Annotated in this window: 11 protein-coding genes and 1 pseudogene; 8 read left to right on the plus strand and 4 right to left on the minus strand. The window is 61.4% G+C overall.

The window, feature by feature from the left end:
• Nucleotides 1–28: 28 nt before the first annotated feature.
• Nucleotides 29–5,908 (minus strand): excinuclease ABC subunit UvrA, encoded by a 5,880-nt coding sequence (uvrA, locus tag RMET_RS23420; protein ID WP_011519005.1) that lies wholly within the window; start codon nt 5,906–5,908, stop codon nt 29–31.
• Nucleotides 5,909–6,603: 695 nt separating this feature from the next.
• Between uvrA and RMET_RS34465 the strand changes: the two genes are divergently transcribed.
• The 5 genes and pseudogenes from RMET_RS34465 to RMET_RS23455 all read left to right on the plus strand — a co-directional run bounded on the left by RMET_RS34465 (nt 6,604) and on the right by RMET_RS23455 (nt 12,868).
• Nucleotides 6,604–6,903, plus strand: coding sequence for an SOS response-associated peptidase family protein (locus RMET_RS34465; protein WP_322790416.1), 300 nt, complete (start codon nt 6,604–6,606; stop codon nt 6,901–6,903).
• A 71-nt stretch (nt 6,904–6,974) separates the two neighbouring features.
• Nucleotides 6,975–7,121, plus strand: a complete 147-nt coding sequence (locus tag RMET_RS34470) for a hypothetical protein (protein WP_322790415.1) — start codon at nt 6,975–6,977, stop codon at nt 7,119–7,121.
• 1,023 nt (nt 7,122–8,144) lie between these two features.
• Nucleotides 8,145–10,703 carry a pre-peptidase C-terminal domain-containing protein gene (locus RMET_RS23440; protein WP_011519008.1) on the plus strand — a complete coding sequence of 853 codons (2,559 nt, stop codon included), beginning with the start codon at nt 8,145–8,147 and terminating at the stop codon, nt 10,701–10,703.
• A 129-nt stretch (nt 10,704–10,832) separates the two neighbouring features.
• A pseudogene (locus RMET_RS32765) lies at nt 10,833–12,362 on the plus strand (IS3 family transposase).
• A 41-nt stretch (nt 12,363–12,403) separates the two neighbouring features.
• Nucleotides 12,404–12,868, plus strand: a complete 465-nt coding sequence (locus RMET_RS23455; RefSeq protein ID WP_267880296.1) for a tyrosine-type recombinase/integrase — start codon at nt 12,404–12,406, stop codon at nt 12,866–12,868.
• A gap of 291 nt (nt 12,869–13,159) precedes the next feature.
• Here RMET_RS23455 and msrA read toward each other — a convergent pair whose 3' ends face one another.
• The gene (gene msrA, locus RMET_RS23460; protein ID WP_011519009.1) at nt 13,160–13,666 is read right to left on the minus strand and encodes a peptide-methionine (S)-S-oxide reductase MsrA; all 507 of its coding nucleotides are present in this window, start codon (nt 13,664–13,666) and stop codon (nt 13,160–13,162) included.
• Nucleotides 13,667–13,732: 66 nt separating this feature from the next.
• Here msrA and RMET_RS23465 point away from each other — a divergent pair, with 66 nt between their 5' ends.
• On the plus strand, nt 13,733–14,338 hold the full coding sequence (locus RMET_RS23465; RefSeq protein ID WP_011519010.1) for a uracil-DNA glycosylase family protein: 606 nt from the start codon (nt 13,733–13,735) through the stop codon (nt 14,336–14,338).
• A 16-nt stretch (nt 14,339–14,354) separates the two neighbouring features.
• Here the strand turns inward: RMET_RS23465 and RMET_RS23470 are convergent, their stop codons facing one another.
• On the minus strand, nt 14,355–14,825 hold the full coding sequence (locus RMET_RS23470; protein WP_008649536.1) for an Lrp/AsnC family transcriptional regulator: 471 nt from the start codon (nt 14,823–14,825) through the stop codon (nt 14,355–14,357).
• 126 nt (nt 14,826–14,951) lie between these two features.
• On the opposite strand from RMET_RS23470, the gene RMET_RS23475 reads away from it, so the two are divergent.
• The gene (locus RMET_RS23475; RefSeq protein ID WP_011519011.1) at nt 14,952–15,890 is read left to right on the plus strand and encodes a DMT family transporter; all 939 of its coding nucleotides are present in this window, start codon (nt 14,952–14,954) and stop codon (nt 15,888–15,890) included.
• A 13-nt stretch (nt 15,891–15,903) separates the two neighbouring features.
• Here the strand turns inward: RMET_RS23475 and RMET_RS23480 are convergent, their stop codons facing one another.
• Nucleotides 15,904–16,374, minus strand: a complete 471-nt coding sequence (locus RMET_RS23480; RefSeq protein ID WP_008649534.1) for an Lrp/AsnC family transcriptional regulator — start codon at nt 16,372–16,374, stop codon at nt 15,904–15,906.
• A gap of 168 nt (nt 16,375–16,542) precedes the next feature.
• On the opposite strand from RMET_RS23480, the gene RMET_RS23485 reads away from it, so the two are divergent.
• The gene (locus RMET_RS23485) at nt 16,543–16,848 is read left to right on the plus strand and encodes a hypothetical protein (protein ID WP_011519012.1); all 306 of its coding nucleotides are present in this window, start codon (nt 16,543–16,545) and stop codon (nt 16,846–16,848) included.

A 16,848-nucleotide genomic window follows, 5' to 3' on the forward strand; every position in this document is an offset into this window, starting at 1 on the left:
GCCAGCCAGCCTCGCCCTCCCGCCGACTTCAGCCCGTCGCCCTTTCGCTACCCTGCGCAGCGCGTGCCAGCACCGGCACCAGCGCCGCGCCGGTGTGGCTGGCCCGAATGCGGGACAATGCCTCGGGATCCGCCGCGCCAACGATCGTGCCGCCATTCGCGCCACCTTCCGGCCCGAGGTCGATAATCCAGTCGGCCTCGGCGATCACGTCAAGATCGTGCTCGATCACCACCACGCTGTGCCCGCCATCGGTCAGGCGATGCAGCACCTTGATCAGGCGCGCCACGTCCGCCATATGCAGGCCCACCGTCGGTTCGTCTAGCACATACAGCGTATGTGGCGCTTTCTGGCCGCGGCGCGTGATGTCGTCACGGACCTTCGACAGTTCGGTGACTAGCTTGATGCGCTGCGCCTCACCGCCCGATAACGTGGGCGACGGCTGGCCCAGCGTCAGGTAGCCCAGCCCGACATCCTTCATCAGTTGCAGCGGATGCGCGATCTGCGTGGTGGCCGAGAAAAACTCCACCGCCTCGTCGATCTCCATCGTCAGCACTTCGCCGATATTCTTGCCACGCCAGGTCACCGCCAGCGTTTCCGGGTTGAATCGCTGCCCATGGCAGACATCGCATGGCACCTTCACGTCCGGCAGGAAACTCATGCCGATCGTCCGAACGCCCTGGCCCTCGCACGCCGGGCAGCGGCCCTCGCCGGTATTGAACGAGAACCGCGACGCGCTATAACCGCGCGCCTTGGCTTCGAGCGTTTCCGCGAACATCTTGCGGATGGCGTCCCACACACCGATATAGGTCGCCGGACAGGAGCGCGGCGTCTTGCCGATCGGGGTCTGATCGACTTCGAGCACACGGTCGATCGATTCCCAGCCACTGATCGACTCGCAGCCATGCCACGCGTGCTCCACGCTGAGCGACTTGGTCGCCGTCGGCTTGCCGGCCTTCTCGGCCACGGCCCGAGCGCGGCGCGTGGCCGGCGAGGACATCACCGATCGCCCGACGGCGTCGAGCAGGTTCGTCATCAGCACATCACGCGCCAGCGTCGACTTGCCGGACCCGGACACCCCGGTAATCGTCACCAACCGCGTCAACGGAATCCGCGCGGTGACATCGCGCAGGTTGTGCAGGTTGGCACCGTGGACGGTCAGCCATTGCGGCGGATCCGCGGGCTTGCCCGCGCGCGCGGGTGTGACCGGACGGCGCGCCTGCAGCGGATGGATCATCGGATGGGCCAGGAACTGCCCGGTGGTCGAATCCTTGGCCGCCGCCAGCGCTTCCACGCCGCCCTGCGCCACAAGGCTGCCACCGCGCTTGCCTGCGCCCGGGCCGATGTCGATGATGTGATCGGCGCGACGGATTGTGTCTTCGTCGTGCTCCACCACCACCAGCGTATTGCCCTTGTCGCCGAGCTTGCGCAAGGCATCGAGCAGAATCTGGTTGTCGCGCGGATGCAGGCCGATCGTCGGCTCATCGAGCACGTAGCAAACGCCCTGCAGATTGCTGCCGAGCTGCGCGGCCAGGCGGATACGCTGGGCCTCGCCGCCAGACAGGCTCGGCGCGGCACGGTCCAGGCTCAGGTAACCGAGCCCCACCTCCTCCAGGAACTGCAAGCGGCTGGCGATCTCCGTCACCACGTCGCGCGCGATCTCGGCATCGCGCCCCTTCAGGCGCAAACCGTCCACCCAGCGACGGGTATCGGACACCGTCCATTGCGCCACATCGGTAATCGCATTGGTATCGAACGTTACCGCACGCGCCACGGGATTGAGACGCGTCCCGCTGCAATCGGGACACGCCGCGTCACCCACGCCCTCCGGCTCTTGCTCTTCCGACGGCAGGCTCTGCTCACGGCCACGGTCATCGCCACCGAGCACGGTATCGTCAAACGCGGCACGCTGCTCGCGTGTCAGCGCCAGACCCGTGCCCACGCACGTGTTGCACCAGCCATGCTTGCTGTTGTACGAGAACATGCGGGGATCAAGCTCCGGATAGCTTGTGCCGCAGACCGGACAGGCACGCTTGGTCGAAAACACCTTCGTTTCGCCCACGTGCCCGGTGTTCTTGCCTCCCTGCATCGCGTCGTGCAATCCATCGAGCGGGGCCAGCAGATGCATGACCCCCTTGCCGAGTTCGAGTGTCTGCTCCAGCAGCGCGCGCAGTTCCGCCTCATTGTCCGGCGACACGACGATATCGCCCACCGGTAACTCAATCGTGTGCTCGCGGAAGCGGTCCAGGCGTGGCCACGGATCGACCGGCAGGAACTCGCCATCAACGCGCAGATGCGTGTTGCCACGTGCCTTGGCCCACTTGGCCAGATCGGTATAGACACCCTTGCGGTTAACCACCAGCGGCGCCAGCAAACCCACGTGCTGGCCGCGATGATCGCGCATCAGCTGGGCGACGATCGATGCCGGACTCTGCGAAGTCACGGGCGCGCCGTCGTGCACGCAATGCTGGATGCCGAGCTTGACGTAGAGCAGCCGCAGGAAGTGCCAAACCTCCGACGTGGTGGCCACGGTACTCTTGCGCCCGCCACGCGACAGACGCTGCTCGATCGCCACCGTGGGCGGAATGCCATAGACCGCATCCACTTCGGGCCGCCCGGCCGGCTGCACGATCGAACGCGCATAGGCGTTGAGGGACTCCAGATAGCGGCGTTGTCCTTCGTGGAACAGGATGTCGAACGCGAGCGTCGACTTGCCCGAACCCGATACCCCGGTAATGACATTGAATTTGCCGTGCGGGATATCGACGTTGAGCGACTTGAGGTTGTGCTCGTGGGCATTCACGATACGCACGACGTTTTCGCCCTCAATGGCGCGGCGTGCCCGCGCGGCCTGCACCGCCGCCTGCAGCGGCAGGCCATGTTCCGCGATCTCGGCGCGCTCCGCCGCCAACGTCCCGCCCTCGCCCAGTGCCGCGTCATAGTGGATCAGCGCGCGGCCGGTATGCGATTCGGCACACGCCCGGACGTCGTCCGGGGTCCCCACGCAGACCACCTCGCCGCCGGCGTCGCCACCTTCCGGACCCAAATCGACGATCCAGTCCGAAGCACGGATCACGTCCAGGTTGTGCTCGATGACGATCAGTGAATGGCCGCCGTCGAGCAGCTTGCCGAAAGCCCGCATCAGCTTGGCGATATCGTCGAAGTGCAGCCCGGTGGTGGGCTCGTCGAACATAAACAGGCGCTTCGGCAACACCACCGCCTTGCGGTTCTTGACCGGCTGGGCCTGCGCCGCCTCCGCCAGAAAGCCGGCCAGCTTGAGGCGCTGCGCCTCGCCGCCAGACAGTGTCGGCACGGGCTGCCCCAGCTTGACGTATTCCAGGCCGACGTCCGCAATCGGCGCCAGCACGCGCAACACGGCAGGATCGCTCTCGAACAGGGCCGTGGCTTCGCTGACCGTCAGTTCCAGCACGTCGGCCACGCTCAGCGCGCGTGGCGCCTGACCGCGCGCGGCGCGCTCGATCTTGACTTCCAGCGCCTCAGCGCGATAGCGCGTGCCATCACAATCGGGGCAACGCAGGTAGACATCCGAGAGGAACTGCATCTCGACATGCTCGAACCCTGAACCACCACAGGTCGGGCAACGGCCATCGCCAGAGTTGAAACTGAAGGTGCCAGCCGTATAGCCGCGTTGCAGTGCCAGCGGCGCCTTGGCAAACAACTTCCGGATCTCGTCGAACGCGCCAACGTAGCTGGCCGGGTTCGAGCGAGCGGTCTTGCCGATCGGCGACTGGTCGACGAAGACCACGTCATCGACCTGGTCCGCGCCAACCAGTTCGCGAAACACGCCCGGCGACTCGGTAGCCTTGCCGAAATGGCGTGCCATGGCCGGATACAGGACGTCCTGCAGCAGCGTCGATTTGCCCGAGCCCGACACACCGGTCACGCAGACCAGGCGATTGAGCGGGATCTCGACCGTGACGTCCTTGAGGTTATGCTCGCGCGCGCCTTCCAACCGCAGGCGCGGCGTGGCGGCGTCGATCGGGCGCAATTGCCAGTCCGACGTGTCCGTCACGCGGCGGCGTCCGCCGAGGTAGTCCCCGGTAAGGGTCCGCTCCTTGCGGATGGCCTCCGGCGTTCCGTCGAAGATGATCGTGCCGCCACGTTCGCCCGGCCCCGGTCCCATGTCGATCAGGCGATCCGCGGCCAGCATCACGGACGGGTCATGCTCCACCACCACCAGCGTATTGCCGGCGTCGCGCAGGCGATGCATGGCCTCCACGATGCGGTTCAGATCACGCGGATGCAAGCCGATGCTGGGCTCGTCGAGCACGAACAGCGTATTGACGAGCGACGTGCCAAGCGCCGTGGTCAGGTTGATCCGCTGCACTTCCCCGCCCGAAAGCGTGCGGCTCTGGCGGTCCAGCGTCAGATAACCCAGACCCACATCGCACAGGTATTTGAGCCGTGTGCGGACCTCCGCCAGCAGCAGCTTGAGCGCATCGTCGAGCAGCGCCGACGGCAGCGTCAGGTCGTCGAAGAAACGGCGGATGCGCGCGATCGGCATCAGCATCAGGTCGTGCACGGTCAGGCCGGGCAGCGCTTCCAGTTGGGAGCGGCTCCAGTCCACGCCGCGCGGGAGGAACCGGTCCGCCGGCGGCAGCACGGCGTTGGCGTTCCCGGCGCTCCCCAGGCGCCACTGCAGCGCCTCGGTTTTCAGGCGGGCACCGCCGCAGGTCTCGCAAGGCGTGTAGCTGCGGTACTTCGACAGCAACACGCGGATATGCATCTTGTAGGCCTTCGACTCGAGGTAGCTGAAGAACCGCATCACGCCGTACCACTGCTTGTTCCACTGCCCGTTCCAGTCGGGGGACCCGTGGATCACCCAGTGCTGTTCGGCCTCGCTGAGCTGGTTCCACGGCAGATCGCGCGGGATGCCGGCCTTGGCCGCGTAGCGCATCAGATCGTCCTGACACTCCTTCCACGCGGGGGTCTGCATCGGCTTGATCGCCCCATCGCGCAGCGACTTGCGGACGTCAGGAATCACCAGCCCCAGATCGACACCGATCACGCGCCCGAATCCACGGCAGGCATCGCACGCGCCATAGGCGGAATTGAACGAGAACAGCGCCGGCTGCGGGTCCGCATAGCGGATATCGCTTTCCGGACAATGCAGCCCGGTCGAGAACTTCCAGACCGGCCCTTCACCCTCGTCCGTCACCACATGCACGCTGACACGGCCGCTGCCACGCTTGAGCGAGGCCTCGATGGCTTCGAGCGCCCGCGCCTTCTCAACGTTGCCAATACGGAAACGGTCCGCCACCACGTCGAGCACCTTGCGGTTTCCGGTCGCCGATTCGACCACGCGCTGGCCGTGCACCCGGGTGTATCCGCTGACCGAGAGCCATTGGGCGACTTCTTCCTCGGTGGCCGATTCCGGCAGCTCGACCGGGAACGTCAGCACCAGCCGGGCATCGGCAAACGGCTGCCCCGCGCTCGTCCGGGCCACCAGTTCCGCATAAATCGTCTCTGGCGAGTCATGCCGGACCGGCAACGCGGTCTGCCGGTCGAACAGTTCCGCCGCGCGCGCGAACAGCAGTTTCAGGTGATCGTTGAGCTCGGTCATCGTGCCGACCGTGGACCGCGAGCTACGCACCGGGTTCGTCTGGTCGATCGCGATAGCTGGCGGGACACCATCCACCTTGTCGACCTGCGGCCGATCCATGCGATCCAGGAACTGGCGCGCATAGGCACTGAACGTCTCGACGTAGCGACGCTGGCCCTCGGCGTAGAGCGTGTCGAACACCAGGCTCGACTTTCCCGAACCGGACGGCCCGGTCACCACGGTCATCTGGCCCGTGTGCAAGTCGAGATCAACGTCCTTGAGGTTGTGCTGACGGGCGCCGCGAATGCGAATGGTGCCGGAATCTGACAATTTGTCCTCTCGAATCATGGGGTTAGGTGCAAAAAATGACGATCTTGTATGCCACCAAAATCGACCATCGCACACCAATAAAATCAATCACTTACAAGGGGGCTTTGGACGAACGCACTACACCGCCTTGACGATTTCAGCATCATACTACTGTATGAACATACAGTGTACGTCCTGGTCCGCAGCAAACCTCCCACGGTTGTCGCGCCCCCCTTCGAGCCTACCCTTGGAGGCAACGGGTCAGCGCGTCGTAGGTCCGCTCACGGGCCCATCCGGCAATGCGGGCGACGCATTACATTAGTGGCTATACTGTACAAATATACAGTATAGCCATGCCGCGATTCCCTATTGGCACTGACGGCCGCTACAACTTGCCCAAGCTCACGGCCGCTGATCTACGCGCCCTGTACTTTCAGTGCCCGGAGCCGGAGACGCGCGCCCTGCTTTGGGACATCCACCGACTCCGCATCCTCGTGGTTCACGTAGATCAACTCCAGCGAACCATGGCCAGCCACTGCCATATCTCGACACTGCAGGTGTTGGAGAGTCTTCGTGCAGCCCTGGCAGGCGAGCCCTGTGTCCTTGAGCACGCCGCCAGGATTGAGGAGACTTTCGAGCCGCACTCCGCGCGCGAGTACACTCGGAAGTGCAACAGGAGGGACTAGCCCATGTGAGTAAATTACGCTCCGATCCAGCGTCAAGTCTTGCGCGACGTGTTCGGCGTCGAGCCGCCGGCCGGCGAATGGAAGGCCGAAGCGTGGCCTGACTACCCTGCCCCAATCATCCGCGCCGCGGAAGATGGCTCGCGCGAGGCGGTGCTGGGCACATTCAGCATGGTGCCCAAGGCAAAGATCCCGCCTGGCGTGCGCTACTACCCAACGGCCAACGCCCAGATGGAAACGAGCGGGAAGCTCAGTTCGTTCGCCAAGCACTGGAAAGCCGGGCAGCTTTGCCTGATCCCGGCCACAGGGTTCTATGAGCCAAACTGGGAAACGGGCAAGGCTGTGCGGTGAAGGATCGGACGGCCGGAGGGCGAGCCGTTTGCAATCGCGGGATTGTGGCGCGCGTGGACGGATGGCGCGCCGTGGTGATCCTGCCGCGCGAAGAATGGGACGACTGGCTGGGATGCCGTGATCCTGAGGTGGCCCGGACATTTCTGCGCCTTTATCCGCCAGACACCATGGTCGCCGAGGCGGCGCCGATGCCCCCTCGGCAAAAGGCGATCGCGTAAGAGCCCAAGTCGCAGATGCCACGGCCCACGGCTCAAGGCACACCGGCAATGGGTGGGCAACGGATGAGATACATCCGTCAGCACTTTCAGAAATGATCGCCCAGGGTGCGGACTAGTCGCGAGTCTCCGCGACGCGTGAAATGAAATGATTGGCCTGTGTTCACCGAGTCTGGGGCACGACATGCGTCTGCCCGATTTGGAGTCCTTGTGGCTATCCTTCTTATCGCAATCGAAATCGTCTGTGCTGCTTCTGCCATCCTGGCACTGCGTTCACTCAGAGAGGTCGGTCGTCACTACAAGGCATTTGAGGACGGTCTTTCCCCGCCAGCGGCAGCAAGGGATCAATCCCGCGACGCCTCCGCCTCGCCGCCTAACCTCGCCCGGCACAGCTCTGAAGTGGCCGACGTTTCGGGCCCAGAATTCAGAAGCATCACGTTGAAGTGATGCTGGCGCGGGATCAAACTGAATTTACAGGATCCTCTGATCCCCTGTATCTGTTTGGCATACCTCCCGCAACGCCCACTTCCTTCTAGGTGTGGGCGTTTTTTGATCGCTTTCAAGCCACGTGGCCATATCCAAATGACCTCGCGCAAGCCTCTGTATGGCGCAGCCATCGCCATCATCATCTTGGCGCTCTACGTCTTCGCTCACCTGAATCGCACAGACAGAGACAGCGCGGCCGACGAGTGCGTTCTCAAGGCCTTGACCGGCCCCGAAGTACCAGACGCGAGCCCTGCCGATCTGGTTCGTGCCGTCGATGGGTGCCGTCAGCGAAACTAGCTAGCCACCCCGCTCACGCCCCTTGTTTGGGCCCCTCCATTTGCCAACGCCTCTCCCGCGACTACCGCTGTGGCAACAGCAGATGCGACCTAAGTCGCCGGCTTGAGCCAAGGGAATTAGCCTCTGCCGGGGTAATTCCGAATGCCCACCCCCGGTTCCAGAACCGTCCGATTGAACAGCATACATCGCTCGCTCATTGTGTGAGGCAAAAGTCGCTATCGTGATTTGCACACAAGGAGCATCATGAAGAAACACCCCAGACGGGTATTCCAGCCAATCTTGCTAATCTGTGTCGCCGCAGTTCTGTCGGCCTGTGGCGGCGACGACGGAGGCGATGGATCTGCTACGGCAAGCGGAAGCCCGAGCAACACCGCACGATCGGTTCAATACTATTCAGGCCAAAAGGCCATTGACCATCTGGGCAATTCCCTAAGCGAGTTTGCCGTGCTGCACGGTATGACGGCAGAGGAACTGAGACAAAAATTATTGACCGACCCCACGCTTTTCGTGACGAGTCTCGCAAAGCTTGTTTACCGTGACAACGCCCGGCAAGCCCAAGTCGTTGCGCCAAATACTCTATCGCGATTACAGGTCCTCACCGAGAGTAGCTCAGCCGACCCGGGTAATGTTTTTGCTTTGCATAGCCGAAGTGGTTCCACCAAGACTATTTACCTCAATTTCAAAGGCGGCACTCTTCGCTATCCAACAGCCGTTCCGCCAATCGTTGAAACTTATCCCGCATTTGACCTGGATGGCGACCCTTCCACGTTCAACACGGAAGAAAGGCTCGTGATTCAAGAAGTTTTTCGACGCGTCGCCGAAGACTTTGCCATCTTCGACGTAGATGTCACCACAGAAGAGCCGGCTCGCGACAAACTTGTGAGGGCGGATGCCCAAGATGGAATTTACGGGCAAGAAATATACATCACCCGGGACATATATAGTGTCGACTCAGGGGGTGAAGCACCCATAGGCGTGTTCAATTCGATAGACACACCCGGACAGCCAGACCAAAGCGACTACAACAAGGCGGCGAAAGTTTTCTATGACAAGCTCGCTGTTGCCGCATCTGATCGCGCGGCGGTAATAGCCGACGCCATTTCCCATGAAACTGGACACACACTCGGACTATCCCACATGGGGACCGCTACCGCGACCTACTACCCTGGCGATAGCTTCTCCAGTTGGCTGCCATTAATGTCTCAGCATCCTAACGCCAACTCTATCCGAAAGCTCACGACATGGTCGCACGGGGACTACAAAAACGCCAACAACCATGAAGACGAGCTAGCGATTATTAACGCTTATGGTTTGAAATTAATATCGGACGATTTTGGAGATACAATCGGAGCCGCCTTTCCGCTTGGAATCGATGGCACGAATAGCGATGGCCGTCCGTCATCACGGGTCTCCGGCATAATCGGCTCGTCAACAGATAGCGACATGTTTCGCATTACGGTGCCCGAAGGCCCGCTTACTATTCAGGCGGACCCTGCCGCCGTGGGCCCGAATCTGGACATCAAACTGAGCCTTCTCGATAGTGCCGGCAATTCAATTCAGATTGTCAAAGACAACCCAACCACTGCCGACTCACTCAGCGCAGGTATCGCATTACCCCAAATTGCAGCTGGGACGTACTACGTAAAAGTGGAAGGAACTGGTCGCGGGTCACCTCTGACCCCCGACCCGAAGATCGGTTTGCCATGGGGTTACACAAAGTATGGCAGCTTGGGATCCTATACTTTGGCCGTTATCTATGCTCCGGTATTGGCGGCCGACCAGATATCCACGTTGACCAAGGAAAGGACTCAGGCAATGGGATTCAATATCTCGCTGCTGTCTCCTGGGGCATGGAACGTCTTCGTCTCGGCCGGCACAAGCCTCGTGAAGAGTTATGGCGGCGCTTCGGGAGCAGCTCTCACTGACGCCGCTATATTGCCATCTGGAGCGAAGCTAAACGCCGGAGAATCGCTGCGCGCGGGCGGCATGACGCTCACCATGCAAGCGGACGGGAACCTTGTGATCTACGACGCGGCGCACAAAGTCCTCTTTGCCTCAACTACCAATAGCGTGGACAACCAAGGCTCCGCTCTTAACATGCAGGCAGACGGAAACCTTGTAATCCGCAACCCGGCCGGCAAGTCAGTCTGGGCCTCAGGTACCGATGACTTTGGCGGGGAGTACATGGTGTTCGGCAGCGATGGCACTTTGAGTTTGCGCACGGGAAGCCGAATAAACTGGCTGCTGCCGTCGCAGTTGGCCGTATTGACGTCGGCACAAGTATCAGTGCTGAGTGCAGCGCAGATTCAGGGGTTGGACACTGCTGTCAATAATTTGTCGTCAGACGCCCTGAATTTCATTTCATCGCTTGGATCGACCGTTGTTAAACGATGGGGTGGCGTAACCGGCGTCGCTCTGACAGAGGTGAAAAAGATTGCCGCCGGAGGAAAGCTAAATTCTGGTGTGACCCTGACGGCCGGAAGCGTGAGCCTCGTTATGCAAGGGGACGGCAACCTCGTGATCTACGATACGGCACACAAGGCCGTCTGGGCTTCGAACACGAATAGCGTGGACAATCAAGGCGCACATCTCAATATGCAGGCAACGGACGGGAACCTTGTTATGTACACACCAGCCGGCAAAGCAATTTGGGCCTCTAATACCAATGACAACAGAGGAGAGTTTATGGTGTTCGGAAGCGATGCATGCATGAGTCTGCAAACTGGGAGTCGCGTGAGTTGGTTCACCGCGGCACAAGTGCAAAGCCTGACACAAGCCGGCAAGATGCCGGTAGCCCACTAAGTTGAATTTGGCGATCGACGATATGGCCAGCGTGACAACGGCTCGCTTCTGAAGTCAAGGGTGTGCCGAAGGCTGATCGCCGATCGCTAGGGGGTGCGGACAAAAACTTGGACTACCTGGAGGTAGTTCATGTACTCGTATGAAGACCGTCTTCGAGCGGTTCGGCTCTACTTGAAGTTGGGTAAGCGCATCGGAGCGACCACTCGACAGTTGGGATACCCGACCAAGAACGCCCTTAAATCCTGGCATCGCGAATTCGAACAGTGTCGTGATTTACGGTCTGGCTATGTTCGTTCGCAGTCAAGGTATTCGTCCGAGCAGAAGAAGGCGGCCGTCGATCATTATCTGAGCCACGCCCGTTGCGCTGCTGCAACCTTGAGGGCGTTGGGATACCCGTGTCGGGGGACGCTTGCAGCCTGGATCGAAGAACTGCACCCCAAACTCGGTAAGCGCATAGTCGGCAGAGTAGCTGGCAGCGTCCCGAAATCGCAGGAAACGAAACAGGCGGCAGTCATCGAACTATGCATCAGAGAGGAAAGCGCTCGCGCGGTTGCCCAGAAAGCAGGCGTGAGCAGGCCGACGCTGTATAACTGGAAGAACCAGCTACTCGGGCCAGAGGCTCCAGCATCCATGAAACGCCAAAGCAAGCCCGCGCCGGACCATGAGCGGGCGAGACTGGAGCAACAGGTCGAATCACTTCGACGCGACATTCGGAAACTGCAGCTCGAACACGACATCCTCAAGAAGGCGAATGAACTAATAAAAAAGAAGTGGGCGTCGACCCGCAGCTCCTGAGCAACCGGGAGAAGACGATGCTGGTTGACGCCCTGCACCAAACCTACGCGTTGCCGGAGCTGTTGGCCGCGTTGGGACTTGCTCGCAGCTCCTACTTCTATCACCGTGCACGCCTGCTCGTCTCCGACAAGTACGCAAGCACACGTTGCGCTATCGCGAGCATCTTTGAGCTCAATCACCGCTGCTATGGCTATCGTCGGATACGCGCGGCACTGGCGAGACACCAAGTCTTCCTCTCGGAGAGAGTCGTGCGGCGTTTGATGAAGCAGGAAGGCCTTACTCTTGCTGTCACCAGGCGCCGTCGTTACGGCTCCTACCTAGGGGACACCTGTGAACCTCATCAACCGCGATTTCCAGGCTGCTGCGCCGAACGAGAAGTGGCTCACCGACATTACCGAATTCCAGATTCCGGCAGGCAAGGTCTATCTGTCGCCTGTGATCAACTGCTTCGACGGTCTTGTCGTAAGCTGGGCTATCGGCACGCGGCCGGACGCTGAACTCGTAAATACCATGCTGGATGCGGCCATCGAATCAGTGGCCAACAGCGATGAAAGGCCTGTGGTCCACTCCGATCGCGGCGCTCACTATCGCTGGCCCGGATGGCTCTCACGGATGCGCGATGCCAGGCTCATTCGTTCGATGTCACGCAAAGGATGCTCGCTGGATAACGCCGCCTGTGAAGGTTTCTTTGGGCGGCTAAAGACCGAGTTGTACTATCCTCGTGACTGGCGGGCTACAACCATTTAGCAGTTCATCGAGGTAGTTGACTCTTACATCCGCTGGTACAACGCAAGACGGATCAAGGTCTCCCTCGGCTCCCTCAGCCCGATCGAATACCGGGAGAGTCTCGGAATGGCGGCATAAACCAGTCCAAGATTCTTGCCGCATCCCCGCGCCGTGAGGACATCAAGCGGATGCGCTTTGATGCCGTGAAGGGTGGCTTCCTTTACGTCGAGCAACAGAAGAGCAAGGGCCGGACCAAGCTCAAGATCCCCATCTCTGTTGGGCTGACGGCGCTGAACATGACGATCGAGGATGCCATCCGGGGGTGCCGCGACAGCATCCTGTCGAAATCGATCATTCCCCACGTGCGCCACAAGGGCGTCGCCAAACCCGGTGACAGCCCGAAGCTTGCGTCTTTCAGCGACGCCTTTGCGAAGTTCCGGGATCCCGCAAAGATCAAGGTCCCCACCGGGAGGACACCCCCATCATTTCACGAGATCCGCTCATTGGCTGCCCACCTGTACTCGGAAGAGTACGGCCCCGAATTTGCGCAGGCCCTTCTTGGCCATAAGTCAGCCGCGATGACCGCGCTCTACCGTGACAGTCGAGGGCGAGAGTGGGCTGAAGTAAAGGTTGTCGGTCGCTGAGAGTATTGAACAGATTTTGGACGAATTCTGGACACCCTCCGCTAACGCACTGATCCACAAGGGATTTCCACGTACCGTCCTGAGCGAATGCGAATGGTGCCGGAATCTGACAATTTGTCCTCTCTAATCAGATAGTTGGAGGTGGAAACTGAAGGGATATCTCACCTTCGCTGCGCCTCACTGACCGCGTGGTCGGCATAACTATACTGTATAAACGTACAGTCATCCTGACAGGATACGGACAAGATTGTCGAAAACCTCACCGGCCGCAGGCAGACCTCCAGCCCTGCCTCAACCTCGCTTCGGCAGCTTCCAGCCCGGCCGGATGAAGTGGCAGGTATAGCCGTTCGGATACCGCTCCAGGTAGTCCTGGTGTTCCGGCTCGGCATCCCAGAACGGTCCGGCCGGTGCGATTTCAGTCACGACCTTGCCAGGCCATAGTCCGGACGCATTCACGTCGGCCACGGTGTCTTCCGCCGTCTGCTTTTGTTCGTCGTTCAGGTAAAAGATCGCCGAGCGATAGCTCGTCCCCACATCGTTGCCCTGGCGATTCTTGGTGGTTGGGTCGTGGATCTGGAAGAAGAACTCCAGGATCTGGCGATAGCTGATCTGGCTCGGATCGAAGGCGATCTCGATGCCCTCGGCGTGTGTGCCGTGGTGGCGATAAGTGGCATTCGGCACGTCGCCGCCGGTGTAGCCCACCCGGGTCGACAGCACGCCGGGGTACCGCCGCAGCAGGTCCTGCATCCCCCAGAAGCAGCCGCCGGCGAGGATTGCGGTTTCGATTTGCGTCGTCATACTCTGGTCCTTTGCATCGCGTGGCGTAGAGGCCAGTAATATACGCACACCGCGTCGAATCCGCTCATGGCCACAAAGTCCCCACAGCGCGCGCAGGCTATCGTCACGAGCCTGCGGCGTGACATCGCATCCTGTACCCGATGCGCCGCCGATCTGCCTGCCGGCCCGCGGCCCGTCGTGCAGTTCAGCGCCACGTCTCGCATCCTGATCATCGGCCAGGCGCCGGGATCACGGGTACACGCCAGCGGCATTCCGTTTGATGACCCCAGCGGCGACCGCCTGCGTGAATGGACGGGTCTGAGCCACGACGTGTTCTACGATGCATCCCGCGTGGCGATCATGCCGATGGGCTTCTGCTACCCCGGCAAAGGCCCGAGCGGCGACCTGCCACCACGCCGCGAGTGCGCGCCGCTTTGGCACGACGCCATCCTGCGGCTCCTGCCGGAAGACCGTCTGACCCTGCTCGTTGGCAGCTACGCCCAAGCCTATTACCTGCAAGGCGAAGTCGGCGCCACGATGACGGAGATCGTGCGCGATTTCCGCCGTTTCGGCCCCAATCTGTTTCCGCTGCCTCACCCTTCGTGGCGCGTTGTCGGCTGGATGCGCAAGCAGCCCTGGTTCGAAGCCGAATTGCTGCCAGCGCTGCGGGCGGCCGTGCGCGCCAGGCTATGAATTTGCGGGATTCGACCTAACCGAGCGGCAGCGCCGTGCTGTACAGCACCTGCTTCAGCGCGAAACTCGACCGAATGCTCGCCACGCCGGGGATGCGAGTGATCTGGTCGATGATCAACCGCTCGAGCGCTTCCACGTCGGGCACCACTACACGCAGCAGATAGTCGGCATCTCCTGACATCAGGTAGCACTCCATCACCTGAGGCAACGCGGCGATTCGCCGCTCGAACGTATCGAGTGTTTCGCGCCGCTGCTTGTCGAGCGACACGGAGATGAACACCACGACTTTCAGGCCCAGCCGACGCGCGTCGAGCAGCGTGACGCGCCGCGAGATCACGCCGATTTTCTCCAGACGCTTCACTCGCGCCAGGCATGGCGAGGGCGAGAGACTGACCCGGCTGGCCAGCTCTACATTGGTCAGGCTGCCATCACGCTGCAGTTCGCCGAGAATCCGGATGTCGGTGGCATCAAGTTCAATGTCCAGCATGTCATGCCTCTAAAGTTTTACCTCTCAGCATTCTATGCCGTATTGAACGACTGCAGCAGTGCGATCCGGTTACTGATGCCGGGCGATGAATCGTAGACTTTTCGCAAACGATCTCTCTCGCTTCGCATGTCCGCTACCGTCCCATCCACCGCTTCTTCCCGCGCTCCGGCAACCACCGGATTCCGGTCTTTTCTGCCATTGATTGGTGCAGTCGTGATTTGGGGCGGTAACTGGCCAGTCATGAAGATGGGACTGGCCCACATCAGCCCGCTCTGGTTCGCCGCCTGCCGGTTCGGCTCGGCCGCGCTGATCAGCTTCCTCGTGCTCGGCGCTCTGCGCAGGCTCCGCCTGCCCTCGCGGCAGGAATGGCCGCTGGTGATCGGCGTCGGCCTGCTGCAGATGGGCGCATTCACGGCCTTGGCGTTGTGGGCGCTGCAGTACGTGCCGCCGGGCCGCGCATCGGTGATTGCGTATGCGACCGCCATCTGGGTGATCCCGCTTTCCTCGCTGGTGCTCGGCGAACGGCCATCGCGCCTGCAATGGCTGGCGACCGCATTCAGTTACGCCGGCATCGCCGTGATCGTCGCGCCGGCGCTCGGAGGCTGGGAACTGCACACGGTGATGGGCCTGACGATGCTGCTCGGTGCATCACTGGCGTGGTCGGTCAGCATCATTCAGTTGCGCGCAAATCGTGCAATCCGGCTCGGCGCGGACATGATTCCCTGGGAATGCGCCGTGGCAACCGTGCCGCTGATTGCCCTCGCCTGGTTGCGAGATGGCGCGCCCGACCTGGGCGCAATGGTCGACATCTGGCCGGTGATCGCCTATACGGGACCGCTCGCCACCGCGCTGACCTTTATCGTCGTGCTGAACGTGACGCAGTCATTGCCGCCGGCCGCCACCTCGATTGCCATGCTTGGTGTTCCGGTGATCGGGCTGGTGCTGTCGACCGTGGCATGGCACGAACAGATCTCGCTCGATCTGTCGATCGGCCTCGCACTGATCGGGATGGGCGTGGTGACCACCGCGCTCGCGCCCCGGCTCGGCAGGCTGGCTGCCCGCTAGGTTCCAGCCAGGATCAGGGTTCGACCGACGGCTCGCGCTTCAGCGTGCGCAGCACGAAAGTCGAGTGGCTGTGTCGCAGGCCGGGAAGCTTGTAGAGCTTGTGGCGCAGGAATTCCTCATAGCCTTCCGTACCTGCCACCGCCACCTTGATCAGGTAGTCGTACTCGCCCGTCAGCAGATGAGCCTCCAGCACTTCAGGCAACTGCGCCAGCGCCTCGCCGAAGCGATTGAACATCTCGTCGTCGTGGCGATCGAGCGTGACTTCGATCAGCACCGTATCAGGCAAGCCCAGCGCCTTCTGGTTCAGCAGCGCGGCATAGCCACTGATTACGCCAGCGTCCTCCAGGGCCTTGACCCGGTTCCAGCAAGGCGTGGCGGACAGGCCGACACGCTCGGCCAGCTTCGCATTGGAGATACGGCCGTCGCGGCGCAACTCGCGCAGGATGCGACGATCGATCTCATCGAGTTTGAGCGGGTTGTTCACGGAAAATCGTCCAGTGAAGATGAAATAACCTCAAATCTACACCAACGAAGATATTCATTCTGAAAATTGGCGGTCCACACAGAAAAATCAGAAGCCAATTTTGCGGGTGCACTGGTAAATTTACCGAACTGCTTACGCATCACTTACGCCTTGCTTCCGGACCCTGCCATGCCCCTGCCCACCCTCCAGCTCGCCCTCCGCCTCGACCGCGCCGACGTCTTCGGTAGCCTGGAATGGGTGCTTGCCAGCGCCCGTCGCACGGGGCTCGCACTGCGCCAACTTCAGGTCGACAGCGAACGCGGCCACATGGTCAACCTCTGCTGCGAAGCGCCGGCGGCTGACCTGTTGCATCTGTTCGTGCGCCGAGTCGGCTACGGCGTTGAAGTCGAGGTTGTCGACGCCGAGTTCTCTGATGACGTCGACATGCTTCTGGTGGGTTGCGTTGAGGTCGAAGCCGAGGCCGCCCACGCCTGA

The sequence above is a fragment of the Cupriavidus metallidurans CH34 genome, assembly GCF_000196015.1.
In the GTDB taxonomy this organism is placed as follows: Bacteria; Pseudomonadota; Gammaproteobacteria; order Burkholderiales; family Burkholderiaceae; genus Cupriavidus; species Cupriavidus metallidurans.

Coding starts and splice junctions, on each gene's coding strand:
- uvrA (WP_011519005.1), bottom strand. CDS start 5,908: ATGATTCGAGAGGACAAATTGTCAGATTCCGGCACCATTCGCATTCGC.
- RMET_RS23440 (WP_011519008.1), top strand. CDS start 8,145: ATGAAGAAACACCCCAGACGGGTATTCCAGCCAATCTTGCTAATCTGT.
- msrA (WP_011519009.1), bottom strand. CDS start 13,666: ATGACGACGCAAATCGAAACCGCAATCCTCGCCGGCGGCTGCTTCTGG.
- RMET_RS23465 (WP_011519010.1), top strand. CDS start 13,733: ATGGCCACAAAGTCCCCACAGCGCGCGCAGGCTATCGTCACGAGCCTG.
- RMET_RS23470 (WP_008649536.1), bottom strand. CDS start 14,825: ATGCTGGACATTGAACTTGATGCCACCGACATCCGGATTCTCGGCGAA.
- RMET_RS23475 (WP_011519011.1), top strand. CDS start 14,952: ATGTCCGCTACCGTCCCATCCACCGCTTCTTCCCGCGCTCCGGCAACC.
- RMET_RS23485 (WP_011519012.1), top strand. CDS start 16,543: ATGCCCCTGCCCACCCTCCAGCTCGCCCTCCGCCTCGACCGCGCCGAC.